This is a genomic window from Bacillus sp. FSL W8-0519 (assembly GCF_038005585.1).
GTDB lineage: Bacteria > Bacillota > Bacilli > Bacillales > Bacillaceae_G > Bacillus_A > Bacillus_A paranthracis.
The window spans coordinates 4,311,348-4,336,890 of record NZ_JBBOTL010000001.1; the positions used below are offsets into that span (position 1 = coordinate 4,311,348).

24 protein-coding genes, 1 tRNA gene and 1 pseudogene are annotated in these 25,543 nt (G+C 36.8%); 4 read left to right on the top strand and 22 right to left on the bottom strand.

Going from position 1 to position 25,543, the window contains the following annotated elements:
- Window positions 1-104 precede the first annotated feature (104 nt).
- The 6 genes from hemL to hemA are packed head-to-tail and all read right to left on the bottom strand — an operon-like array spanning window position 105 to window position 6,289.
- Window positions 105-1,394 (bottom strand): glutamate-1-semialdehyde 2,1-aminomutase, encoded by a 1,290-nt coding sequence (gene hemL / locus NST14_RS22645; RefSeq protein WP_048557562.1) that lies wholly within the window; start codon window positions 1,392-1,394, stop codon window positions 105-107.
- A complete protein-coding gene (hemB, locus tag NST14_RS22650; RefSeq protein WP_001087058.1) occupies window positions 1,394-2,383 on the bottom strand; it encodes a porphobilinogen synthase in 990 nt (329 codons plus the stop codon). Before hemB ends, hemL begins: the two co-directional genes overlap by 1 nt.
- 20 nt (window positions 2,384-2,403) lie before the next feature.
- Entirely contained in the window at window positions 2,404-3,156 is a 753-nt protein-coding gene (gene hemD, locus NST14_RS22655) for a uroporphyrinogen-III synthase (RefSeq protein WP_000992332.1), read from the bottom strand.
- 2 nt (window positions 3,157-3,158) lie between these two features.
- Window positions 3,159-4,088, bottom strand: coding sequence for a hydroxymethylbilane synthase (gene hemC, locus NST14_RS22660; RefSeq protein ID WP_001226412.1), 930 nt, complete (start codon window positions 4,086-4,088; stop codon window positions 3,159-3,161).
- Window positions 4,089-4,103: 15 nt separating this feature from the next.
- On the bottom strand, window positions 4,104-4,937 hold the full coding sequence (locus tag NST14_RS22665; protein WP_000008993.1) for a cytochrome C assembly family protein: 834 nt from the start codon (window positions 4,935-4,937) through the stop codon (window positions 4,104-4,106).
- Window positions 4,938-4,954: 17 nt separating this feature from the next.
- Window positions 4,955-6,289: a glutamyl-tRNA reductase gene (hemA, locus tag NST14_RS22670; RefSeq protein ID WP_000547851.1), complete on the bottom strand. Its 1,335-nt coding sequence runs from the start codon at window positions 6,287-6,289 to the stop codon at window positions 4,955-4,957.
- A 416-nt stretch (window positions 6,290-6,705) separates the two neighbouring features.
- Here hemA and NST14_RS22675 point away from each other — a divergent pair, with 416 nt between their 5' ends.
- A complete protein-coding gene (locus NST14_RS22675) occupies window positions 6,706-7,158 on the top strand; it encodes a MarR family winged helix-turn-helix transcriptional regulator (protein ID WP_000133920.1) in 453 nt (150 codons plus the stop codon).
- A gap of 2 nt (window positions 7,159-7,160) precedes the next feature.
- Entirely contained in the window at window positions 7,161-7,577 is a 417-nt protein-coding gene (locus NST14_RS22680) for an organic hydroperoxide resistance protein (RefSeq protein WP_000359781.1), read from the top strand.
- Between the two features lie 32 nt (window positions 7,578-7,609).
- On the opposite strand, the gene ysxC is transcribed toward NST14_RS22680, so the two are convergent.
- The 8 genes from ysxC to NST14_RS22720 all read right to left on the bottom strand — a co-directional run bounded on the left by ysxC (window position 7,610) and on the right by NST14_RS22720 (window position 17,748).
- A complete protein-coding gene (gene ysxC, locus NST14_RS22685) occupies window positions 7,610-8,206 on the bottom strand; it encodes a ribosome biogenesis GTP-binding protein YsxC (RefSeq protein ID WP_000869113.1) in 597 nt (198 codons plus the stop codon).
- Window positions 8,203-10,533, bottom strand: a complete 2,331-nt coding sequence (lon, locus tag NST14_RS22690) for an endopeptidase La (RefSeq protein ID WP_000097293.1) — start codon at window positions 10,531-10,533, stop codon at window positions 8,203-8,205. The genes ysxC and lon overlap by 4 nt, the downstream gene beginning before the upstream one ends.
- A gap of 182 nt (window positions 10,534-10,715) precedes the next feature.
- A complete protein-coding gene (gene lonB, locus NST14_RS22695) occupies window positions 10,716-12,386 on the bottom strand; it encodes an ATP-dependent protease LonB (RefSeq protein WP_025991615.1) in 1,671 nt (556 codons plus the stop codon).
- 106 nt (window positions 12,387-12,492) lie between these two features.
- On the bottom strand, window positions 12,493-13,752 hold the full coding sequence (clpX, locus tag NST14_RS22700; RefSeq protein WP_000472282.1) for an ATP-dependent protease ATP-binding subunit ClpX: 1,260 nt from the start codon (window positions 13,750-13,752) through the stop codon (window positions 12,493-12,495).
- A gap of 264 nt (window positions 13,753-14,016) precedes the next feature.
- Window positions 14,017-15,294 (bottom strand): trigger factor, encoded by a 1,278-nt coding sequence (gene tig / locus NST14_RS22705; RefSeq protein ID WP_000729258.1) that lies wholly within the window; start codon window positions 15,292-15,294, stop codon window positions 14,017-14,019.
- Window positions 15,295-15,603: 309 nt separating this feature from the next.
- A complete protein-coding gene (locus tag NST14_RS22710) occupies window positions 15,604-16,602 on the bottom strand; it encodes a hypothetical protein (RefSeq protein ID WP_000358268.1) in 999 nt (332 codons plus the stop codon).
- A 197-nt stretch (window positions 16,603-16,799) separates the two neighbouring features.
- The gene (locus NST14_RS22715) at window positions 16,800-17,048 is read right to left on the bottom strand and encodes a hypothetical protein (RefSeq protein WP_001983650.1); all 249 of its coding nucleotides are present in this window, start codon (window positions 17,046-17,048) and stop codon (window positions 16,800-16,802) included.
- 286 nt (window positions 17,049-17,334) lie between these two features.
- The gene (locus NST14_RS22720) at window positions 17,335-17,748 is read right to left on the bottom strand and encodes a group I intron-associated PD-(D/E)XK endonuclease (protein ID WP_000274736.1); all 414 of its coding nucleotides are present in this window, start codon (window positions 17,746-17,748) and stop codon (window positions 17,335-17,337) included.
- 156 nt (window positions 17,749-17,904) lie between these two features.
- Here NST14_RS22720 and NST14_RS22725 point away from each other — a divergent pair, with 156 nt between their 5' ends.
- Window positions 17,905-18,519 carry a PH domain-containing protein gene (locus tag NST14_RS22725; protein WP_000475206.1) on the top strand — a complete coding sequence of 205 codons (615 nt, stop codon included), beginning with the start codon at window positions 17,905-17,907 and terminating at the stop codon, window positions 18,517-18,519.
- An 85-nt stretch (window positions 18,520-18,604) separates the two neighbouring features.
- Here NST14_RS22725 and NST14_RS22730 read toward each other — a convergent pair whose 3' ends face one another.
- Window positions 18,605-18,805 carry a hypothetical protein gene (locus NST14_RS22730; RefSeq protein ID WP_000124456.1) on the bottom strand — a complete coding sequence of 67 codons (201 nt, stop codon included), beginning with the start codon at window positions 18,803-18,805 and terminating at the stop codon, window positions 18,605-18,607.
- 152 nt (window positions 18,806-18,957) lie between these two features.
- On the opposite strand from NST14_RS22730, the pseudogene NST14_RS31035 reads away from it, so the two are divergent.
- Window positions 18,958-19,044, top strand: a pseudogene (locus NST14_RS31035) (DUF6572 domain-containing protein); the annotation flags it as partial.
- A gap of 535 nt (window positions 19,045-19,579) precedes the next feature.
- Here the strand turns inward: NST14_RS31035 and NST14_RS22735 are convergent.
- The 7 genes from NST14_RS22735 to NST14_RS22765 form a co-directional block, all read right to left on the bottom strand.
- Window positions 19,580-19,653: transfer RNA gene (locus tag NST14_RS22735), tRNA-Gly, on the bottom strand.
- A gap of 109 nt (window positions 19,654-19,762) precedes the next feature.
- Window positions 19,763-20,266 carry a metallophosphoesterase gene (locus NST14_RS22740; RefSeq protein WP_061535643.1) on the bottom strand — a complete coding sequence of 168 codons (504 nt, stop codon included), beginning with the start codon at window positions 20,264-20,266 and terminating at the stop codon, window positions 19,763-19,765.
- A 13-nt stretch (window positions 20,267-20,279) separates the two neighbouring features.
- Window positions 20,280-20,888 (bottom strand): XTP/dITP diphosphatase, encoded by a 609-nt coding sequence (locus NST14_RS22745; RefSeq protein ID WP_000815935.1) that lies wholly within the window; start codon window positions 20,886-20,888, stop codon window positions 20,280-20,282.
- 11 nt (window positions 20,889-20,899) lie between these two features.
- Window positions 20,900-21,637 carry a ribonuclease PH gene (gene rph / locus NST14_RS22750; RefSeq protein WP_001261765.1) on the bottom strand — a complete coding sequence of 246 codons (738 nt, stop codon included), beginning with the start codon at window positions 21,635-21,637 and terminating at the stop codon, window positions 20,900-20,902.
- Window positions 21,638-21,765: 128 nt separating this feature from the next.
- Window positions 21,766-22,815: a spore germination protein GerM gene (gene gerM, locus NST14_RS22755; protein ID WP_001126762.1), complete on the bottom strand. Its 1,050-nt coding sequence runs from the start codon at window positions 22,813-22,815 to the stop codon at window positions 21,766-21,768.
- Window positions 22,816-22,946: 131 nt separating this feature from the next.
- Entirely contained in the window at window positions 22,947-23,756 is an 810-nt protein-coding gene (racE, locus tag NST14_RS22760; RefSeq protein ID WP_000773996.1) for a glutamate racemase, read from the bottom strand.
- A gap of 211 nt (window positions 23,757-23,967) precedes the next feature.
- Window positions 23,968-25,293, bottom strand: coding sequence for an MFS transporter (locus NST14_RS22765; RefSeq protein WP_000503385.1), 1,326 nt, complete (start codon window positions 25,291-25,293; stop codon window positions 23,968-23,970).
- Between the last annotated feature and the right edge of the window lie 250 nt (window positions 25,294-25,543).

The following is a 25,543-nucleotide window of genomic DNA, read 5'->3' on the forward strand; positions in this document are numbered from 1 at the left end:
TTCCCCCTCCCAAACTATATGTCATTACAGATTTATGTACGGAAAGCTGACTTTATGAATAAAAAAAATCGCTCCCCTTACGGAGAGCGATTTTCTTTATTCAATTAAGCTTTTAATTTTGACATTGCAATTTCAGCCGCTGCAATCGTCGCTTCAATATCAGCATCACTATGTGCTGTCGATAAGAATAAACCTTCGAATTGAGATGGCGGTAAAAATACCCCTTGTTCTACCATTTCACGATAGTAAGCCGCAAAGAACTCTAAGTTTGAAGATTTTGCTGCATCGTAATTAATAACTGGTTCATCTGTAAAGAAGATACCAATCATAGAACCCGCACGATTGATATGATGTGGAATGCCATGTTTTTCAGCCGCTTTACGTAAGCCAGCTTCTAACATTTCAGCTTTACGCTCAAATTCTACATACGATTCTGGCGTTAACTGTACTAACGTTTCATAACCTGCTGCCATTGCTAGTGGGTTACCTGATAAAGTACCTGCTTGATAAATCGGTCCGCTCGGTGCAACTTGGCGCATAATTTCTGCTTTACCACCGTATGCTCCTACCGGTAATCCACCACCGATTACTTTACCTAAACAAGTTAAATCAGGTGTTACACCGTAATAACCTTGTCCACAATTATAAGCAACACGGAATCCTGTCATTACTTCATCAAAAATAAGCAATGCGCCATTTTGCTCTGTTACTTCACGAAGACCTTCTAAAAATCCTGGTTGCGGAGGAACAACACCCATATTCCCTGCTACTGGTTCTACAATGACACAAGCAATATCATCACCGAATTGTTCGAAAGCGTATTTCACACTTTCTAAATCGTTATACGCTACTGTAATCGTATTTTTCGCTACACCTTCTGGTACACCAGGGCTATCTGGTAAACCTAGCGTCGCTACCCCAGAACCCGCTTTAATTAATAACGAGTCACCATGACCGTGATAACAACCGATAAATTTCAAAATTTTGTTACGCCCTGTATAACCACGAGCTAAACGTAGCGCACTCATTGTCGCTTCTGTTCCAGAGTTAACCATACGCACAATCTCAATTGATGGAACACGCTCAATAACAAGTTTCGCTAATTTATTTTCAATTTCCGTTGGAGCACCGAAGCTCGTACCTTTTTCAGCAACAGCTTTTAAAGCCTCAACAACACAATCATTTGCATGACCATGAATTAATGGACCCCATGATAATACGTAATCGATGTATTCATTTCCATCGATATCATATACTTTAGAGCCTTTTCCACGCTCCATAAACAACGGATTCATACCGACAGACTTAAAAGCACGAACTGGGCTATTTACGCCACCAGGCATTAAATCTTGAGCCTCTTCAAACGCTGCAATCGACTTATCAAACTTTTTCATTATTTAGCGCCTCCTTCTTGTAACCATCTTGCTGCATCTTTCGCATGATACGTAATAATTAAATCTGCTCCTGCGCGTTTCATACTAATTAATTTTTCAAGTACAACTTCTTTTTCATTAATCCAGCCATTTTGCGCTGCCGCTTTAATCATTGAATATTCACCGCTTACGTTATAAGCAACGACTGGTAAATTAAAGTTATTTTTCACATCACGAACGATATCTAAGTAAGAAAGAGCTGGCTTTACAATTAAGAAATCTGCCCCTTCCATTACATCTGATTCTGCTTCACGGAATGCTTCCATGCGGTTCGCTGGGTCCATTTGATATGTTTTACGATCACCAAATTGCGGTGCACCATGCGCCGCATCACGGAATGGTCCGTAAAATGCTGATGAATATTTAACAGCGTACGACATAACTGGTACATGTCCAAAACCATTTTCATCTAATGCGTGGCGAATTGCTGTTACGAATCCGTCCATCATGTTTGATGGCGCAATAATGTCCGCTCCTGCTTTCGCTTGGCTTACAGCTGTTTTTGCAAGAACTGCAAGAGACTCGTCATTTAAAATAATACCATCTTCAATTACACCGCAATGACCATGGCTTGTGAATTGGCATAAACATGTATCCGCAACTACTACTAGATCAGGGAATTCACCTTTAATTTGCTGAATCGCACGTTGCACAATTCCATGATCACAATATGCTGATGATCCAACTTCATCTTTTTCAGCAGGTAAACCAAATACAATAACAGAACGAATACCTAAATCAACAACTTCTTGCATTTCAGCTTGCAATAAATCTAAAGATATTTGATATACGCCTGGCATAGAAGGCACTTCATTACGAACATTCTCTCCTTCTAATACAAAAATAGGGTAAATAAAATCTTCCGTATGTAAAAACGTTTCACGCACAAGCGCACGCATGCCTCCACTTTGTCTTAAGCGACGATGACGATTAAATTGTAAAGAGTTCATAGATTTCTATCCCCATTCTTTTATTTTATAGATTCACAAACACATTGTAGTAATGCTTCTACAGTGTACTCTTTCGGCATAATAATATGCGGAAAATAAAGGCTCGCCTCTTTTTCCGTAATAGGCCCTATACAAGCAATTGTACATTTTTTTGTCCATTCTCTCCAGTTTGTATCCTCAAGTAAACGAACAAAACTCGTAACAGTGGAAGGGCTCGTAAATGTAATAATGTCTACTTTCCCTACTTCTAACGCTTCTATAAGCTCTTGCTTTTTCTCTACATTTTCTTTCGTACCATATACGATAAGCTCATCTAGAGAAACACCCATTTCACGAAGCGCAACTGGAATTACGTCTCTTGCTAAATTCCCTTTCGGAAATAAAATACGTTCGTTTCCACTTAATCTTTTTACAAACTCTTCTGCAAATACTTCTGCAACAAATGAAGTTGGAACAAAATCCACTCGATAGCCTCGCTTTTCTAACTCTAACTTTGTTTTCACACCTACTGCAGCAATTTTAGTCGTTACAGGTAGCTTCTGTCTCAAACGATCTAGAAAAAAAGCTACCCCATTTTTACTCGTAAAAATAACCCAGTCATACGAATGTAACTGCCCTGCTATATGTTGAATTTGCCTATGAGACATACCTTCCATACGCAAAAGCGGAATTTCCAATGGAATTCCGCTCTTTTCTTTCACCGCTACACTCATTTGTTTTGCTTGATGCTGGGCACGTGTAATCAATACCGTTTTGCCAGCGAGAGCGTTCATATTTATTGTTGCCCCTTATTTGCAGCAAGAATGAGTTCTTTTGCGCCTTGGTTAATTAAACGGTCCGCAGCCTCTAATCCTACTTTCTCTGGATCAGTTCCTACTACTGTCTCTTTCAATAAAACCGAACCGTCCATAGACCCGACAAGAGCTGTTAATTCGATTGCATCGTTTTCCGTAAGAGTTGCATATCCAGCGATTGGAACTTGGCATCCACCTTCAAGTTTATGAAGAAATACGCGTTCTGCTGCCACTGTTTTTTCTGTTACTCCATCATTCATATGAGCTAACAACTGCAGTAAATCTTTATCATCCTCACGACACTCAATCGCTAATGCACCTTGTCCTACAGCAGGTACACATAACGTCTCATCTAAATGTTCTGTAATAACTTCATTATCCCAGCCCATTCTTTGTAATCCCGCTGTCGCTAAAATAATTGCATCGTAATCTTCTTCTTTTAATTTGCGTAAACGTGTATCGATATTTCCGCGAATCCACTTCACTTGTAAGTCTGGTCTCGCAGCGAGTAGCTGTGCACTACGTCTTAAACTACTCGTACCTAAGATAGCGCCTTCTGCTAACTCTTTAAACGACGCTCCGTTTTTTGAGATAAAAGCATCACGAGGGTCAACACGCTTTGGTGTACAACCAATCATTAATCCTTCTGGAAGTACGGCCGGCATATCTTTCATACTATGTACAGCCATATCAATTTCTTTCGTAAGTAGCGCATGTTCAATCTCCTTCACAAACAAGCCTTTGCCACCTACTTTTGAAAGAGTAACATCTAAAATTACATCGCCTTTTGTGACGATTTCTTTCACTTCAAATTCATATGGTAAACCTAGCGCTTTTAACTGATCAATAAACCAATTTGTTTGCGTTAATGCTAATTTACTCTTTCGTGACCCTACAATAATTTTGCGCATAATTTTCTCTCCTCATTATAAATACCAAAAGTGGAAGTTGGATAAACTGCTTAATAGAAAAATATTAATTAGCATTACGAGAAATGCTCCGATGTTCCACTGCACGATTTTCTTCCCTTGCAACACATCTGCCGCTCGTAAATATAGGCCAGCACAATATACAAATAGAACGACAAAGGACCCGATTACTTTCGTATCATACCAATGGAAATTGTCCAATTTTGTATATCCCCATATGCATCCTAATAAAATAGCTAGTAAGAAAAATGGAACAGAAAATAAATTTAATCCGTAAGACATCGATTCTAGCTTCGGTAAATTCCCTAACCTTCTTAATCTGGCATTCCATTTTTTCTTTTTTAATAGGCGATATTGCAATAAATACATAATAGAAAAAATGAACGATACAGTAAAAGTTGCATAAGAAATAATAGCCATACCGACATGTACATATACAAGCTCCGAAACTAATTGCTCTGCAAGTATCGGCGACATCTTTCCAAGCGGCGTAAAAATAGAAAAAGCGCTTACGCCAAATGCAACAACATTTGTAAAAAAGACTAAAAAATCGATTCTCATAAATCGATTAATGACTAACGACATCGTAATCAATAGCCAAACATAAAAATAAATACCTGATAATAAGGTTAAAAGGGGGTTCGTTTCTGAATCTGTAGCTCTAAGCAACATAAAAATAGAATGCAGAACCCATACAATCGAAAGTAACCAAAAAGCAAATCGGTTCGCCTTTCGGTTACTTTGGAAATAATCTATAAAATATAAACTAATGCTACAAGCATATAAAATAATTGCAATATGATAAATAATACTGTTATTTAAAAAACTCATCCGATCATCCTTCCAAATTATAAAGATGGAACGGATGGTGTCCACGCTCTTTTATGTTCTACTTCTTCCGCACGACTCTCTACGTCTTCCATTTCTAAATCGAAAATCTTTGCAAATAACGCTAATTTTTCGTCTGCTCCCTCTTCAGCAGCTATTTCTTTCGCTACCAAAATTGGGTCTTTTAATAATTGATTAATAATACTTTTCGTATGCTTACTAATTACTTTTCTCTCACGATCACTAAGATTCGGTATTTTTCGTTCCAGACTTTCCATCGTTTCACTTTGAATAGCAAGTGCCTTATCACGAAGAGCTGATATTAACGGAACGACACCAAGTGTACTTAACCACGTTTTAAATACAACAATTTCCTCTTCAATCATAAATTGAATTTTCTCTGCTTCTTTCAAACGCTCAGCACGGTTCGCTTCCACTACTCCTTGCAAATCATCAATGTCATACAAGAAAGAACCTTCTAGCTCATCAATTGCTGGATCAATATCACGCGGCACTGCAATATCAACCATAAATAATGGACGACCAGAGCGCATTTTCTCTACCTTTGTCATCATCTCTTTCGTAATGACATAATCCGATGCACCAGTTGAACTAATTAAAATATCAGCTTCTAATAATGCACATTGTAATTCACTTAAAGGTTTTGCGTGTCCCATATATTTCTCAGCCATTATTTCTGCTTTTGAAAGCGTTCTATTCATGACTGTTACTTTACGAGCACCACTTCCATATAAGTTTTGTAGTGCAAGTTCACCCATTTTACCAGCACCAAGAATAAGTACGTGACAATCTGTTAACTCGCCAAATATTTTCTTCCCAAGCTCAACAGCAGCATAACTAACAGACATCGCGCTTTCACCAATTGTCGTTTCTGAGTGAGCACGTTTCGCCAATGTAATAACTTGCTTAAACAATTCATTAAAAATTGTCCCTGTTGCTTTTACTTGTTGCGCTTCTAAAAAGCTATCTTTTATTTGACCTAAAATTTGCGTCTCTCCAACTACCATAGAATCTAAACCGCACGTTACGCGGAATAAATGATCAATTGCACCATCTTGTTCAAAAATAGTTAAATATGGTGCGACTTCTTCTATTTCAAGCTGAAACCAATCAGCTAAAAACTTCTTAATATAATACCGTCCCGTGTGTAATTGATCGACAACAGCATAAACCTCAGTGCGATTACAAGTTGATACAATAACATTCTCTAACACGCTCTTTTGATTTTGTAATGTAGTCATTGCTTGCTCTAGCTCTGCTGCCTGAAATGTGAGTTTCTCACGAAATTCTACAGGGGCTGTTCGATAATTTACACTAACAACAAGAATATGCACGCAGCATGTCCCCCTTCACCCGTTTTATCACTTTATCTACTATCATAATACAACTTTCCTCTTATGAATCTGACAATCGTGTGAACAACCGATTATTTTTTTATTTATTCTCCATATGTAAGAAAGGAGATTCAGTAAAATGAATAAAATTTTTCTACTTTATAATGATTATAAATTAATAACTCTATTTGTACGTTACCAAAAAAAGCCCTCATAATCAAGTGATGGAAACTATTCCATATAAATTATAACATCATCTTTCCTATCTTCTTTCATCATGAAGGAAAATATGTATGATTGTTCCAAATTGTAGCACAAACTTTCTCAATACAATGTATTTGACATTGTATTTCTTTTTCGTTATATTGATTTTACAAAATTAAATTGTGCACAACTTAATTAGAAAGGAGTCATTCATGACAGAAGATTCTTTGCATCTAGATAATCAACTTTGTTTTTCTATTTATGCTTGTTCTAGAGAGGTTACACGCTTTTACCGACCATATTTAGAAGAAATGGGCATTACGTATCCACAGTACATTACTTTACTCGTACTATGGGAGCAAGATGGATTAACAGTAAAAGAAATTGGAGAACGTCTATTTTTAGATTCCGGTACGTTAACACCTATGTTAAAACGAATGGAATCATTAAACCTTGTAAAACGCGTTCGTTCCAAAGAAGATGAGCGAAAAGTGTGTATTGAATTAACAGAACAAGGAAAAGATTTACAAGATAAGGCTTGTTCATTGCCGACAACGATGGCAACAAATTTAGGAATTACAGAACAAGAATATCGTTCTTTATTAATTCAATTAAATAAACTAATTGAAACAATGAAAACAATTAATGATAGAAAAGGGGAATAAACATGGATAAATTATATACTGCTTCAGTAACTGCTACAGGTGGAAGAAATGGAAAAGTAGTATCAGATGATGGCATATTAAATCTTGATGTGAAAATGCCGAAAGCACTAGGTGGTGCAGGCGGAGAGGCAACAAATCCAGAACAACTATTTGCTGCTGGTTACGCTGCTTGTTTTGATAGTGCATTACAACTTGTCATTCGTACGAAACGTGTGAAAGTAGAAAGTACAGAAGTAACTGCTCACGTTTCTATCGGAAAAGATACAGATGGTGGTTTCGGCCTATCTGCTGTACTTGATGTACATGTCGCTGGCGTTTCACATAGCGAAGCACAAGAACTTGTAGAAGCCGCTCACGGTGTATGTCCTTACTCTAAAGCAACACGAGGAAATATTGAGGTTACATTAAACGTACGCTAAAAGTGTATAAAGAAAAAAACGCGCGACATTCGTCACGCGTTTTTTGTTTTTGTAAATTTATGAATTGCTTTCCATGCTTCTTCTTTCCCAAGTCCTGTTTCAGAAGAGAATAGAACGACTTCATCGCCACTTTCAATATCAAGCGTTTCTTTTACAACTTTTAAATGCTTTTGCCATTTCCCTTTCGGAATTTTATCGGCTTTCGTTGCAATAATAATGGTTGGAATGTCATAATGCTTTAAGAAATCATACATCATTACATCATCATTTGTTGGTTTGTGACGTAAATCAACTACTAATACAGCTGCATCTAATTGCTCACGTGTTGTAAAATACGTTTCAATCATTTTACCCCAAGCCGCGCGCTCTGTTTTAGATACTTTCGCATATCCGTAACCTGGAACGTCCACAAAGTGCATCATCTCATTAATTAAGAAGAAGTTTAATGTTTGTGTTTTTCCTGGTTTAGAAGAAATACGTACTAACTTTTTACGATTTAAAATTTTATTAATAAAGGAAGACTTCCCGACATTTGAACGACCTGCTAATGCAATTTCTGGTAAGTCACCGTCTGGATATTGTTCTGGTTTAACAGCACTAATTACAATGTCTGCTTTTGTTACTTTCATTGTTTCACTCCTACTAATGCGTGCTCCAATACTTCATCTAAATGAGATGCAAGCACAAACGTAAGGTTTTCTTTTACGCTCTCTGGAATATCATCTAAATCTTTCTCATTTTCCGCTGGTAAAATAATCTTTGTTAAACCTGCGCGGTGAGCACTTAATGTTTTTTCTTTTAAACCACCAATCGGTAATACACGACCACGAAGTGTAATTTCACCTGTCATCCCCACTTCTTTACTTACAGGAATACCTGTTAGCGCAGAAATAAGTGCCGTTGCCATCGTAATACCTGCTGACGGTCCATCCTTTGGAACTGCTCCTTCTGGAACATGAATATGAATATCATTTTTCTCATGGAAATCAGGATCAATCTGAAGCTCTTCTGCACGAGAACGAATATAGCTAAACGCTGCTTGTGCGGATTCTTTCATAACATCCCCAAGTTTCCCTGTTAAAATTAATTTCCCTTTACCTGGCGCTACGGACACTTCGATCGCCAGTGTATCGCCACCTGCTGCCGTATACGCTAAACCTGTCGCCATACCAACTTGGTCTGTTTTTTCAGCTTGCCCATAACGGAATATGTGCTTACCAAGTAAATCAACAACGTTTTTCTCTGTTACTACAATACGCTTACGTTCTGCTGTAACGATAATCTTTGCTGCTTTACGACAAACCTTTGCAATTTGGCGCTCTAATGTACGAACACCAGCCTCACGTGTATAATAGCGGATAATTTCAAGAAGCGCTTCATCACGTACTTGTAAATTACCTTTTCGTAAGCCATGCTCTTTTAATTGTTTCGGCAATAAATGTTCACGAGCAATGTGAACCTTTTCAAGCTCTGTATAGCCAGCAATCGAAATAATTTCCATACGGTCAAGTAACGGACCTGGAATACTGGAAAGTGTATTCGCAGTTGCTACAAACATAACTTTCGATAGATCATATGGTTCTTCAATATAATGATCACTGAAGTTATGGTTTTGTTCTGGGTCTAACACTTCAAGTAATGCTGCTGAAGGATCTCCACGGAAATCGTTAGACATTTTATCAATTTCATCTAATAAGAAGACTGGATTAACTGATTTCGCCTTTTTCATACCTTGAATAATACGTCCTGGCATTGCTCCAACGTACGTACGACGGTGACCACGAATTTCAGATTCATCACGCACACCACCAAGGGATACACGGACAAAATTACGATTTAATGATGTTGCAATAGAACGCGCTAACGAAGTTTTTCCGACCCCAGGTGGTCCTACTAAACAAAGGATAGGCCCTTTTAATGAATTCGTTAACTTCTGTACCGCTAAATATTCAAGTACGCGCTCTTTCACTTTCTCAAGACCGTAATGATCTTTGTTTAAAATCTCTTCAGAATGAGCAAGATCAATCATATCTTCTGTTGCCTCTGTCCACGGAAGTGCTAATAACCAATCGATATAATTGCGAATAACACCGCTCTCCGCAGAACTTGCTGGTAACTTTTCATAACGATCTAATTCTTTCAGTGCGGCCTTCATTGTTTCTTCAGGCATTCCTGACTGTTCAATTTTCTCACGAAGTTCTTCAACTTCCCCGCCCTTACCTTCTTTATCGCCAAGTTCAGTTTGAATCGCCTTCATTTGCTCACGTAAAAAATATTCTTTTTGCGTGCGCTCCATTGAACGTTTCACTTTTTGTCCAATTTTCTTTTCTAAACTAAGTAATTCTTGTTCATCTTGAATAATTGAAATAAGTGTATGTAATCGTTCTTTCACAGATATGATTTCTAAAATCTCTTGTTTCTGCTTCGTTTTAATTGGCAAGTGAGAAGCAATTAAATCCGCTAATCTTCCTGGCTCTTCTACATCAGCTACCGTTGCAAATGTTTCATTTGAAACTTTTTTCGAAACTTTAATATATTGTTCGAAATGCTCCAGTAATGTGCGCATAAGAGCTTTCTCTTCTAAATCAGCTTCCACTTCTTCCGTTATCGTTTTAATAGAAACTTGCACTACATTTTCTTCTTCGATAAACTCTACTACTTCTGCTCTATGTAAACCTTCTACAAGGACACGAAGCGTACCGTTCGGCAATTTTAACATTTGCTTCACTTTCGCCACTGTACCTACACTATATATGTCATCTTCTTTCGGATCATCGATATTCATTTCTTTTTGCATTGCTAAAAAGATGATATTTTCATCCATTGCCGCCTGCTCTAGTGCTTGTATCGATTTATCACGTCCTACATCAAGATGCAGAACCATCGTTGGATATACGAGAACGCCTCTTAATGGTAGGAGGGGCACGATTCTTTCATTCGTATTCATACTAGACATAGCACCTCCATAATAAATTAAACTCCTGTTCAACTATTTTATATTACAATACATCTAGATGCAATTGCAGAGATTCTCCGCAACTGTAAATCCCTCGTTTTTTCTCCCTTATAAAAGAAAAAAGACTCCGCTTAAGCATACAAACTTAAACGAAGTCTGGCAAATACTATTATCGTTCATTCTCACATTGATTGTGCATCTGTTTCGTCTATCGTAGTATGTACATCGAGCTCTCGATGTATATTTTCCTGTATAAACGTTAGCTCAAATACTTCCTTCAACTTCCGAACAGGAATAATTTCAATTCCTTTTATTGTATACAAAAATGGTTGCATGTTTTCAGCAGGAATGATAACTTTCTTAGCTCCTGCCTTTTTCGCAGCTTTTATTTTTGCGTACACACCACCGATAGGTTTCACTTCCCCGTGTATACTTATCTCACCAGTCATCGCTACTTCATTATTCACATACGTATGATGCACTGCTGAATACACACCTGTTGCCATAGCAATTCCCGCCGAAGGCCCATCAATCGGGATACCACCTGGAAAATTAATATGTATATCGTACCCTTCTGGCAATACATCTAGAGATCGAAGCACTGTTAATACATTATCTACAGAACCTTTCGCCATACTTTTACGACGAATGGATTTCGTTTGACTACCAATACTTTCCTCTTCAACAATTCCAGTAACATTTACCGATCCTTTATCTTTCGCCTTGATTGCTGTTACTTCAATTTCTAATAACGCGCCTGTATTTGGTCCGTATACAGCAAGTCCATTTACAAGACCGATTCTCGGAATAGGGTAAATGCGTTTTTCATACTTCGGTGTAAGTTGACTAGAGTGAACAACCCACTCTATATCTTCATCTTTAATGAAAGGACGTTCTTCATTTATTGCCATTCCAGCAGAAATTTGTACAAGATTAATCGCTTCTCGCCCATTTCTTGCATACATCCCGATCATTTCAATACCATTTTCACCGATTTGCATTTCCACTTTGTCAGCCGCATTCTTCGCTACTTTTTGAATTTCTTCTGTATCTAACTCACGGAAGAACACTTCTAAACAGCGCGACCGAATAGCAGGAGGAATCTCCTCTGGCGAACGTGTCGTCGCCCCAACTAAGCGAAAATCGGCTGGTAAACCTTTTTGAAAAATGTCATGTATATACGTTGGAATCATCGTATTCTCTTCACTGTAGTATGCACTTTCCAAAAACACTTTCCGATCTTCTAGCACCTTTAACATTTTGTTCATTTGAATCGGATGTAATTCACCTATCTCATCAATAAACAAAATACCACCGTGAGCATCTGTTACCGCACCTTTTTTCGGTTGCGGAATACCTGCTTGCCCCATCGCACCAGCACCTTGATAAATTGGATCATGCACCGAACCAATTAAAGGGTCTGCAATACCACGTTCATCAAACCGAGCTGTCGTCGCATCCAGTTCAATAAATGTTGCATTTGTGCGAAATGGAGATTTTGGATTTCGTTTCGCTTCTTCTAATACGAGACGTGCTGCCGCTGTCTTTCCGACACCTGGCGGACCATATATAATCACATGTTGCGGGTTCGGACCACAAAGAGCCGCTTTTAACGACTTAATCCCGTCCTCTTGCCCTACAATATCTAAAAAGGATGTAGGACGCACCTTTTCCGCAAGCGGCTCTGTTAAAGAAATCTCGCGCATTTTACGAAGCTGTTCTAATTCTTTTTTCGATTCTCGATCAATTGAAACTTTTTGTGTTCGCTGATTTCGAAGTAAATGCCAAAAATACAATCCGACAATTACACCAAAAACAAGTTGAACAAGTAAAAATATATTTGTCCAGCTCATCATTTATTTCCTCCCGCAATGTTTTATCTCTTAGTATTTCCGCGGAGGAACATAGCTAAACATAAAGAAAAACAGCAATTATAAAAATTGCTGTTTCTCCTTCGCATTATGCAGATGTTTTTGTATCAAGTACAGTACCGTCTTGTAACACCAATTTTGGTGCTGCATTATCAGCTACTGTTTCTTTTGTAAGAATACACTTCTCGATATCTTTGCGAGATGGTAGCTCGAACATTACCTCAAGCATTAAGCCTTCAATAATAGAACGAAGTCCACGAGCACCTGTTTTACGTTCAATTGCTTTTTTCGCAATCTCAATTAGTGCGCCTTCTTCAAACTCTAACTCAACATCGTCAAGCTCCAATAGTTTTTGGAATTGCTTAACAAGTGCATTTTTCGGTTTCGTTAAAATATCAACAAGAGCATCTTCATCAAGCGGCTCTAGGTTCGCAATAACTGGAAGACGACCGATAAACTCTGGAATTAAACCAAATCTTAAAAGGTCCTCTGGTAATACGTGAGATAAAACATGCTTCTCATTTACATCAGCATTTTTCTTCTCAGAACCAAATCCAATTACTTTTTCACCAAGACGACGTTTAATAATTGGCTCGATGCCATCAAACGCTCCACCACAGATGAATAAGATATTCGTTGTATCAATTTGAATAAACTCTTGATGCGGATGCTTACGGCCACCTTGAGGTGGAACGCTTGCTACAGTACCTTCTAAAATTTTCAGAAGTGCCTGCTGCACACCTTCACCAGATACATCACGTGTAATTGATGGATTTTCGGACTTACGTGCCACTTTATCAATCTCATCAATATAAATGATTCCTTTTTCCGCTTTCTCTACATCATAATCAGCTGCTTGGATTAATTTAAGTAAGATGTTTTCTACATCTTCCCCAACGTACCCAGCTTCAGTTAAAGATGTTGCGTCCGCGATTGCAAATGGAACATTTAAAATACGCGCTAACGTTTGTGCCAGTAATGTTTTACCACTACCTGTTGGCCCGATAAGTGCGATATTACTCTTCGCTAATTCTACATCATCAATTTTGCTGTTAGAATTAATGCGTTTGTAATGGTTATATACCGCTACCGCTAGTGCTTTTTTCGCGTTATCTTGTCCGATGACATACTCATCTAAAATTTCACGAATTTCTACCGGTTTCGGTACATCTTTGAATTCTACTTCTTCGTCTTTCGCAAGCTCCTCTTGTACAATTTCAGTACAAAGTTCGATACACTCGTCACAAATGTAAACACCTGGACCTGCAACTAACTTTCGGACTTGCGTTTGTGTTTTACCACAGAAAGAACATTTTAATTGCCCTTTTTCATCATTAAATTTAAACATATTTTCACACCCCTTACAAAGTGCTAACCTCTTGCCTTCGTATGTACACGATAAATGTATCGTATGTAAATACATATTATGTCACTACGTGGCGAGAAATACAAATAATATGACTAGTTATGTACAAATAAAAAGTTTTTAAAACTTTTGAAATATGTATATTCGACTTATTAAGGAAGTTTTCCTTCTTCATCGAAAAGTTTTATAAATATATTTCTATATTTATAAAACAAGGCACGATTAAAATCGCGCCTTGTTATTTTATTATGCAGCGTTTTCTACTAAGAAGTCTACAGCTTTACGAACTTTAAGATCTTCAGCTAAAGCGTCTACGCTTCCAAGAGCTTGCTTGATAGCGTCTACTGGCATACCGTACATTTCAGCCATTTTTTCAACTTCTGCAGTTACTTCTTCTTCAGTAACTTCGATGTTTTCAGCTTCAATGATAGCTTCAAGAACAAGGTTGATTCTTACGCGTTTTTGAGCGTCTTCTTTCATTTGCTCTTTTAACTTGTCAGCATCAGTACCTGTGAATTGGTAGTAAAGCTCAAGGTTCATACCTTGTTGGCTTAAACGTTGCTCGAATTCACGAACCATACGATCTAACTCAGTGTCGATCATAGCTTCTGGAATGTCGATTTCAGCGTTAGCAGCAGCTAATTCTACTACTTCGTCACGTACTTTGTGCTCAGCTTCGTGCTTTTTGCCTTCTTCTAAGTTTGTGCGAAGTTTTGCTTTTAATTCATCAAGAGTTGCAACCGCTTCGTCAGCTTCTTTAGCGAACTCGTCGTTTAACTCAGGAAGTTCTTTTGTTTTGATTTCGTGAACTGTTACTTTGAATGTTGCTGGTTTGCCAGCTAATTCAGCAGCATGGTACTCTTCTGGGAATGATACTTCAACGTCTTTAGACTCACCAGATTTAAGACCAATTAATTGCTCTTCGAAACCTGGGATGAATGTACCAGAACCGATTGCTAGAGAGTAGTTTTCGCCTTTTCCGCCTTCAAATGCTTCGCCATCAACGAAACCTTCGAAGTCGATTACAGCTGTATCACCGTTTTCAACAGTTCCTTCTTCTTTAACAACTAGCTCAGCTTGACGCTCTTGTAAAGATTTTAATTCGTTCTCTACATCTTCGTCAGTTACAGTTGTTTCAACTTTTTCTACTGCTAAACCTTTGTACTCACCTAATTTAACTTCAGGTTTCACTGTAACTTTTGCAGTGAAGATAAGGTTAGCATTTTTTTCGAACTTCTCAATGTCGATTTCAGGATGAGCAACTGGGAAGATACCAGCTTCATCGATTGCTTCACCGTATGCTTTTGGTAAGATGATATCTAAAGCATCTTGGTATAAAGATTCAACACCAAAGCGTTGTTCGAATAACGGACGAGGCATTTTTCCTTTACGGAAACCTGGTACGTTGATTGTTTTTACTACTTTTTTGAACGCAGCGTCGATAGAGTTGTTTACTTCTTTAGCATCAACTTCGATTGTTAAAACGCCTACGTTACCTTCTAATTTTTCCCATTTTGCAGCCATTTATTCTTTCCCTCCAACTATAATAATGTATGCACATACCTCTATAGATTAAGATCTTCATTATCTCTTTTTTGAAATAACAAAAGTACAAATAATCCTCTAGCAAAAGCTTTCAGATATAATGTTCCAATCTACTAATTGCCTAAAAGACAACTACGGTATATTTTGTTCGAGAATAATATGAAACATATTAAGTAAGAGAATTACACTTCTCTTCTCTTACAAACAGGCAGATTTCTGCCTTTTGCAACCCTTACATTATAACATAGAATATGCTCGTTTCAAGAACCGAACGATTCTTTTTCATAATTATACGGGCAAATATCCTTCTCTTTCGACACGTAATAACCATTGATAGGCAATATGAAACTCTTCTAATTCAATATTATACGCTGTCATAAGCTCTTCTTCATCAATAGTCAACCCGAAACGCTTTCTACCAATTCTCTCTAAAACAGCAGCCCAAATCTCCACTTTATCCATTAATAGAGCGAATGGGAAAATGCTAATTTGCAATTCTTTCCAATATGTAACCATCGCATCAAATATATCAGGATAATTTTGCTCTAATCGACTTGATAATCTATGTATAATGTTATCGGATTGCTCCTCATTATGACCTGTAAATGCCGGAATTACCTTGATCGTATTCCCAAACTTTTCTACCTCTATCTCTTCTTCTATTTGATTTTCTATCATTTTATATAAAATAGAAGTTTTCAAATAAGGGTGCTGTTTTTCGTCTATTAAAAATTTCTTTAAAATAGGTAATGCAAGATCCAAGTCTTTTAACGAAAGTTGCTGAATCGCTCTTAGCTTTTGCCCAAAGTTTTCTCCAAATATTTCATTAGTAAATTCATCTAACTCAAAATTCGAATCAACTCGTGATGTATCTACTTCATGTAACATACCTTCTGCAAATAAAGCGAGCTGTGCTAATTTTTCCTTTTGCTCAGGCATTACATCTTTCGTTTGCAAAACTTTTTCAACAGTTTCAATAACGCCTTCATAATCATTTGTTTGAACTAAAATTGTCACATACGTTTCAAGAATATCACCAAATAAGACCGCTCCTGTTTCCAGTAACTGTTCACATTTCTCTTTCGCTTCTTCCATATGTTTTAATTCTAACAAACAAATAACCGAAGCTAGTTCCGTTTGTTCCGTTTCTGCATTATACTGACGTAATATTTCAAAGCAGCGCAATGCATCTTCGAATTTCCGCTCTTTCAGCGCTAAAAAACCTTCATCAATATAGCGCTCTGATAGTTGCGGAAACAATACGACCGTATTTTCTTTTTTATCCATACGTCCGCCTCTTTTTCTAGATTTTAATTATCTTTAAAGTAAATATATCAAATGAGTAATGAGAACACAACATCCCGAAACCCTTTGTTTGAAATATAGAAATATTTAATTTTTATATTTCAATACAAGTGAATTCCTACTCAAAATTAAAAATATGCAAATAAAAACCCTCAGCAATTCAAGCAGAGGATTCATCATTAATGGAAAGCTTTTATAATAGTGGGGTATATAACAAGGGTAATAATTTGGAGAACAATAATTGCCATAACAATCATGCTAAAGTAGAAGATTGGTTTACTTCGCTTCATTAAAAACATAATGATAAGCATCGTACAAGCAAACAAACTTAAGAAGAACAAACTCGTTGTCGAACTAAGTATACCACTCGGGACAAAGAACAATAACACTACACTACAAGTACCTATAATTCCAAATAACCATTCCATTCATTCACTCATTCCCTTTCCCTCTCATGGTAGTTTCCTCTAAGCGATTAAATGTTTTACAACATCAACTACATACGTTAATTTCTCATACGCTACAAATCCAAAAGCAACTGTTAAACCCGTTACGATTAATCCCTTCATTATTTCTTCCTCCTCGTTTTATCGTTGTTACCTTCATTATAGAGGATTAGCAATTTGTTACCATCGAACTACCTTACAGTTACCTTACAGAATTGTAAGATTTCAAAGAGAGATTGAAAAACACCCCATATCGCTTGAGGTGCTTTCACGGAATTTCTCTATAATCACTTGCAAAATTAACTTTTTTCTCTTGTTTATTTTTCGGAGAATCCACTCTTAAACTAATAGATTTACTAAATAATTTCGGATTGAAATAATAACAACAATCCGTTTGAGGACAATATACACAATACACGTCTATTTCTTCTTTATTCACTTCTTTTGTAGCGACTCCGCTTGCTGTAGAATAACTAGATCGGAATCTTACTTCCAGTATCCCTCTTGCATTCAACTCTCTATATTTCACTTGCACCGTTTTAAATACCCCGCCCTTATATACTACAAGATCAAAGGGCGAATGCTCTGTTTGTGGTATTAAAATCATATATCCTTTTTCATACAAATCAACTTGTGCCTTTAAAACAGCTAAATCTCCTTTTGTTTTTGTATGATGGTACACTTTTTCTCAGCACCTTTTTACATATTTTCAAAATAATATTCGTTCCTTTTCTTAACTTACCTCCCAACATTTTCTCATTAAAAGAAAACTCTTTGTTAAAACCATGTTAATATATTTTTGTATAATTAAGAATTTAATTTACAAGGGGGATTATATATGTTCAAAAAAGTAGCTGCTGATGTTTTAGGGTTAAGTGATGTAGGTTCTGTAATTACACCGAAAGATTATGACAAGGTCGATGCTGATGATTACGTAATGCATGAAGATGGAGAGAAAATTTATTTTCTAATTAAATCGAAATCAGATGAATATTGCTTCACAAACAAAGGATTACTTCACCTAGATGGTACAAGTGCGACAAGCAAAAAACGTACACTACGCCGCTTTAGCTATAGTAAATATCAAATTAAAAACGTAGCGCTTGAAACTGCGGGAACGATTGATTTAGATGTAGAAATTAAATTTCAAATGGGAGATGAACATTATTCAATTGATGTTCATAAAAAACATATCGAGGAATTAAAAGATTTATATAAAGCTTTACTTAAAATCGAAGAAATTTCATACGACAACGACATTACATTGCAGTATGCACATAAAAGTTTAGATATGGCATCTAACGCTTTTAGCCGTATTTCAAACGCACAAGTAAATTTAGCAGAGCAGTTTAAAGAAATGAATGAGATTGCCTTTAACTGGCTTGTTGATACGAAGAAACAATATAATGTGAAAGATTATGGTTTTGTATTTGAGAAGTTTATTAATAACTAAACAAGAAACCCTTGTTATCAAAAGATAACAAGGGTTTTTCAGCGTCCTAGAAGATGTTCAAACTCTCGGCCTGCTCATTTCCGTACTATTTTATATATTTTGATCGCAGTCTTAATATATCTTCCTCTTCTCGAATACCTGCCGATCCTTTCCTCACATTTTTTACGATAGTCCAATCCGGGTTGGTTTCATCACCGATGTTCTGTACTGTAAAGTTGCCATCACCATATTTTCGGTGACCTTCTGCCAATTTCTCCGTTAAATCGTTCTCATTTGATCTCGCCATCTTTGCGCCATCTCCCTTTTTTATACAACCTTCTTAAACTGTCTAACCAATCACAGGTCTAGTCAATTGGAGATTCTCGTTTTCCGCTTCTATTCATTGTAACACACTAACGGGGATAAGTTTCGATAACGGTTGCTCAATCGTACGAGGGCGGTAAAAAGTTTTATAATATTGTAAGTGAACAGTTAGGAGAATCTGGATATGGATTTGAGTTCCATCATAAACCTATTGATTCTTGAAATGAAATAAGAGGAATAGGGCGCATAAATGGCGCTCTTTTCTTCATGCACTTTAATCCGTTACACATAATAATTACCATATATTACGTCATATTTTTTACACCTTTTGCACATACATCAATTTGTAGACAAACAAAAACCTTGTTATCAAAAGATAACAAGGTTTTTTTTAGCGTCCCAGGAGAGATTCGAACTCCCGACCGACGGCTTAGCTTACCACCATAGCTTTCGCTACCAGCAATTACTGTTTGTAGTCTGGACTATATCTTCACCATTTCAGGTGCGACACGTGTAGTCTCTACGGAACCTCACGATGATTTTCATCATACTTCAGAGTCTTTACCATTAAGTTTTACTTAATCATTCAAAACTCCTTAATCTTTTTCAAGATCGTAAGTTTCCTCGGTATTACCATCAGCCGAACTGTTAAGGCTTCACCGATATAGTGTCGTCCACTTTATAAGTTCTTGTTTCCCTATAAAGGCTCCTATTTTTCTTGAAGGCCGTTGCTCTATCCTGCTGAGCTACTGGGACATGGAGCGGGTGAAGAGAATCGAACTCTCGACCAGAGCTTGGAAGGCTCTTGTTTTACCACTAAACTACACCCGCATATGTTATTTTATTTTCAATCGTTAGCGCCGTTGCCCTATCGACAATATTTATTATATGTATAACCATACATAAAGTCAACACCTTTTTTAAAAGAGGATAATTTTTCTTATCCTCTTTTAAAAACTGCTTGTTCAACTAGCTGTCCGTCTAGTGTTTCAAAACGAACTTCCATTTGATTTTCATCCATTTCTAATAAAGCAAATGTTTTTTCTACACGCTGACGCGGTAATAAAATACTGCCTGGATTAATAAATAAAACGCCGTCGATTAATTCCGCACCTAATACGTGAGAGTGTCCGAAGCATGCAACTTGCGCCCCTACCTCTTCAGCATGGTACGCTAATGTTTGTAACGTCATTTTCACGTTATGACGATGTCCGTGCACAACTATGAAACGAACACTATCTACATCAGTTACAATTTCGTCTTGAAAGTTAGCATAATCACAATTCCCTTTTACAACATGGAAACCTTGCAACTCTTCATGAGCAGGCGTTAGCTCTGAATCACCGCAATGAATCATGATATCTACTTTCCCTTCATACTTCTCTTTTAACTGCTGTAATTCCTTCACAGAGCTATGACTATCGCTTACGATTAAAGCTTTCATCAATCTCTCTCCCTTATTCTCCTAAAAACCATTCAGGGATTTTTTCTTCTAGCTTACGTAGAGCACGTCCGCGGTGACTAATAGCATTTTTCTCATCTGAACTTAGTTCCGCCATCGCTTTTTTATATTCTTCCACATAAAAAATCGGATCATATCCAAAACCGTTTTCCCCGCGGCGTTGTTCTAAAATAAAACCTTCGCACGTCCCATTTACAATGACAGGCTTTTTATCCCCTTCAGGGAAAGCCACTGCTAATGCACAGTAGAAACGAGCTTTACGCTTTTCAAACGCTACGTCATTTAATTCTTGTAAAACTTTATCAATATTTGCTTGATCATCTTTCGGCTCTCCAGCAAAACGTGCTGAATACACGCCTGGTTTCCCGTTTAAAGCATCTACAATAAGACCTGAATCATCCGCAATTACAATTGCATTCAATTGTCTACTCAAACTGTCCGCTTTTAAGATTGCATTTTCTTCAAATGTTTCACCAGTTTCTTCGACTTCTTCAATATGAGGAAAATCGTGTAATGATTTCACTTCTAAATCAAATCGCTCAAATAACTCAGCAAATTCACGTACTTTCCCCATATTTTTTGTCGCTACAACAACTTGTTTCATTTTTTCCACCTCTACTCTATATGAGATACGATGTCACCTAACGCTTCTTTTTGCATATCGATCAGTTGGAAAATGCCTTGTTCTGCAGCATCAAGTAATTCATTTAACTGCGCTCTACTAAACGTCGCTTCTTCTCCAGTTCCTTGCACTTCAACGAACTGACCTTTTCCAGTCATAATTACGTTCATATCAACGTCTGCTTTAGAATCTTCTGCATAGTTCAAATCTAAAACAACACCTTGCTCTTCAACAATCCCTACTGACGTTGCTGCTAAATAATCTTTTACTGGAATTTTAGATACTTTTTCTGCTTGTAATAACTTCTCAAACGCTAATACCATCGCTACGTATGCACCTGTAATAGAAGCAGTTCGCGTTCCACCATCCGCTTGAATAACATCACAATCAATCCAAACCGTTCTCTCACCAAGCGCTTCTAAGTCAACTACCGCACGTAATGCTCGTCCAATTAAGCGCTGGATTTCCATTGTACGTCCTGTTACTTTCCCTTTACTTGACTCCCTAATTGTACGTTGTTCTGTCGCACGTGGAATCATCGCATATTCAGCTGTTACCCAGCCCTTTCCTTCTCCACGCATAAATGGCGGGACGCGCTCTTCAATTGTCGCTGAGCAAATTACCTTTGTATCCCCAACCTCAATTAACACTGATCCTTCTGGATGTTTTAAATAATTCGTATGAATATGTATATGGCGTAATTCTGTTTTTTCTCTACCATCTACTCGCATAAAAATAACCTCCTCATAACTACTTGTTAGTATAGCCAAATTTAAATGTATGATATGTATACAATAAAAGAAGAGGAACCCAAAAAGCAATTCCCCTTTCTTACTTAAGTATATCAAATTATTGGCGATTAAAAACTACCTGTATTCACGTTTTCTGGACGATCTACAGGTTTTATTAACTTTCCGCCCTTTTCATCTATAAGATTTGCTTTACCATTTACTTCAATAGAAACGCTTTTCACGCCTTTCTTTTCTGTTAAAGATAAAACTAATGACTTCAATACGTAATTTGAAATCATATTTTTATCTGGGTTTATAAATATATTTTCATTAAAGTTTAATGTAAGATTTCCATCTTGTAATTTCGGATTCGTAATGAGCTTAACTCCTGGATTGAAATCGTTCAGAAGAGATTGATGAATCGGCCCTTTTACAAGTTCATCTACAATTGCTGCATAATCATTTTCTTTTCCTTCTACAACGCGGCGTGTTACTGGTACGTAGTATTGCTGTTTATTATTATTTTGTGCCATAAAATAAAGTGTTACTGGTTTTGTATTTGTTACATCCGCTACTTGCTCATCATCGAAGTTAATACCGTTCGCACGGCTCACCCCTTCACCAAGCGGTGTACCACCAACAGGCATCTTCGCTAATTTTTCACCATTTATTTGGAACTGCACTTGTTTTATTTCTTTAAATTGCGTCAACGTCCATGCAATAGATTCAACGATTTGACGTTCTTCCTCTTTTGCATAGTTTTTCATTTCTTTAGAAAAATCAATGACTGCCGTCCCATCTTTTTTCAAGTTTAGGGTCATCGATGTATTCGCCGGAATGACTGCACGGAACCCATTCGGTAACAAATTCGTTACCGGTCCATCTTTCACAAGGTACTCTAACGTTTGCTGAATAACCTCATTTGCTTTCGGAGTAGGTATAGCTAACGTTTGCGGTACAACATAGCCATTTTTATCAACAAGGTATAGTTCTCTATTCACCGTTTGTCCTTGCTTATCTTTCTTAGATACTTCTTTCTTTCCACCCTCTGTATACGTAACTTGTTTTGGCGGATCAATTTGCTCCGTTGCTTTCTCTTGATTTATAAAGCCACACCCTGTTAGTAAAACAGCGCTCACAGTAGCACCAACAACCCATTTAAAAGTGGATTTAGGCATGCCATTCCCCCCTAAAATCTAAGTTTGTACTATTATGTATACGAGCTGTTTCATGTTTTAGAACAAGCTGTGCTCCCTATAAACAAAAAAACTCCTGATTTCTCAGGAGTTCACTTATATGAATTCTATTATTATTCTTTTTCTAAATAAATATGTTTTACATTTTCAATCGGTTGACCGAACCATTTTGATGCAATTTCTTTAAATAGGCCTATTTTTCCTGTTGTTAAGAAGAGATGATCACTTTGTTCCTCTCCCTCATTCAACATTTTACTATGGTATAAAATGGTACTTACTTCACGTGCCGTTTCATCACCAGAACTAATGAGTTGCACTTTATCTCCCATTACTTGTTTAATAACAGGACCTAAAATTGGATAATGTGTACAGCCTAAAATAAGCGTATCAATATCAGTGTTTTTCAGCGGTTGCAACGTTTCTCTTACAACTTCATACGCCATTTCACTTTCGAAATTACCGCTCTCTACAAGCTCAACAAAAGGTGGACACGCTAAACTTTCTACCATAACACGATTATTAATAGACTTTAACGCTTCTTCGTATGCACCACTTTTCACCGTTCCAATCGTTCCAATAATCCCAACATGATACGTGTTTGTCATTTTTAAAGCTGTACGTGATCCTGGGTGAATAACTCCTACCACTGGAATTGGTAATTGTTTCTGCATCTCTTCTAATACAACTGCAGTTGCTGTATTACATGCAATAACTAACATTTTGATATTTAAATCTAGTAAATGCTCCGTCATTTCCCACGTAAATTGACGCACTTCTTCTCGAGAACGTGGACCATAAGGGCAACGTGCTGTATCCCCTAAATATATAATGCGCTCTTTCGGCAACTGACGAATTAATTCCTTCGCCACTGTTAAACCGCCAACTCCTGAATCGATAACACCGATTGCTCTATTCAACTTCATCACCCGTTTTCTCATTCATCATCTTATTTTATCATTATATTTTTCACACTTTAAGTTCGCTCACTTAAACTGCTTCTATATGAAAATTTTCATTTGTACCTGTATAGACTAGGACCTTTTTTATTTTGCTCCTTTTTTTCATAATTTGCAAGACAGAAAAACAACCGACCTTCTATATGAAAGTCGGTTTCTTCTATAATAAAGTACATCTTTAATGCTCCATCTTTTTTTGGAAAGAAGACATTCCTATTAATAAGAAGAAATGAGCAGAAATTAACATGACGATTAAAATAAAATTGAAACGATAACTATTTGTAGATTCCATAATTTTGCTCGCAACAGCTGGTCCAAATGCCATACCGAAAAAGTTAATTAAATTATATAAGCCAAGACCGACTCCAACTTTAGCTGCATGTAATGTTTTCGGTATAAATGTGTTCAATGATACTTGAATGGCAGAATAACTCATAAATGTCAAAATAATCGCCAATACAATAACGACTATACTTCCATTCGGAATAAACCCTAAAATTAAAAAGCCAACAATCATAATGACAGACGCTACATAAATCATATTCACATTTCCAAACGAAGGGACAATCTTTCCAGTAATAAAACTAGACACAATACCAAAGAGTGATGCAACAAATAATACAATTCCGATAACAAATGGAGACAATCCGTGCTCTCTTCCTAACAGTAATGGCAACAATAATAAATTAGCACATAACGCCACATTAATTATAAATCCGACTGTTATTAAACGAAGAAATGCTTTGTTCGAAAACAACTCAATATCGATAAATGGATGCTCCGCTTTCTTCATACGAACCGTGAATAAAAATAAAGAAATTATCGATAACACAAATAGCCAACGATTCATATTGATACCTAGTAAAACAGTCGTAATGAATGCAAATAGTAACGCCGCTCCAATATAATCAAAATGAAACGTTTCATCCGTATGCTGCATTTCTTCTGGCATAAATTTTATAAGCAAGAAAATCCCCACTACTGAAATAACCATAAATAAAAATAAATATGGCCACCCTAGTGTATTTGTAATAGCCCCGCCAACTAAAGGGCCAATACCTACTGCTAATGCAATAGAAGAACTAATCATCGCTAACGCACCAGGCTTCTTATGAGGAATAACTAATTTGGCCACTGCAATCATACTAAGCGCAATAAACGCTGCACCCCCGCTCGCTTGCACTAATCTTGCAAGAATGGTAATCACATAAGATTGATTCATAAATCCAATAATAGAACCCACTACAAATATGATAATCGAAATAATTAATAGTTTTTTTACACTGTAACGATCAGCAAGCTTCCCATATATCATTGAACCAATACCGACAACTAAAGAATAACCTACTACAACCCAACTTACTTTCGATTGACTAATAGATAAATCATGAGCAATATCCTCTAACGCAACATTAAATAAAACCGCATTCATCGGTCCTAATAAAACGATAAAACATAATGTGAAAACAAACCATTTTGAATGATTGTTTATATCTTCCCCCATGTGTAACACCTCTCCTGATTGTAGTAATTGAAAACGAAAAATGAAGTTGTTTAGCTCTTCTATTATCACTAGACAACTTCATCAAATGTATACATTTATCGCGCGACAAATTGAATTCGAAACGAAACATGTACGTTGTTCGATATTCATGGAACTATCATAGTTTCAGCATTACAGTTTGTCAACGAAAAATATACAAAGTAAACTAATTTAGTGTTTTTAGTTTACTTTGTTCAAAAATTGTTATACA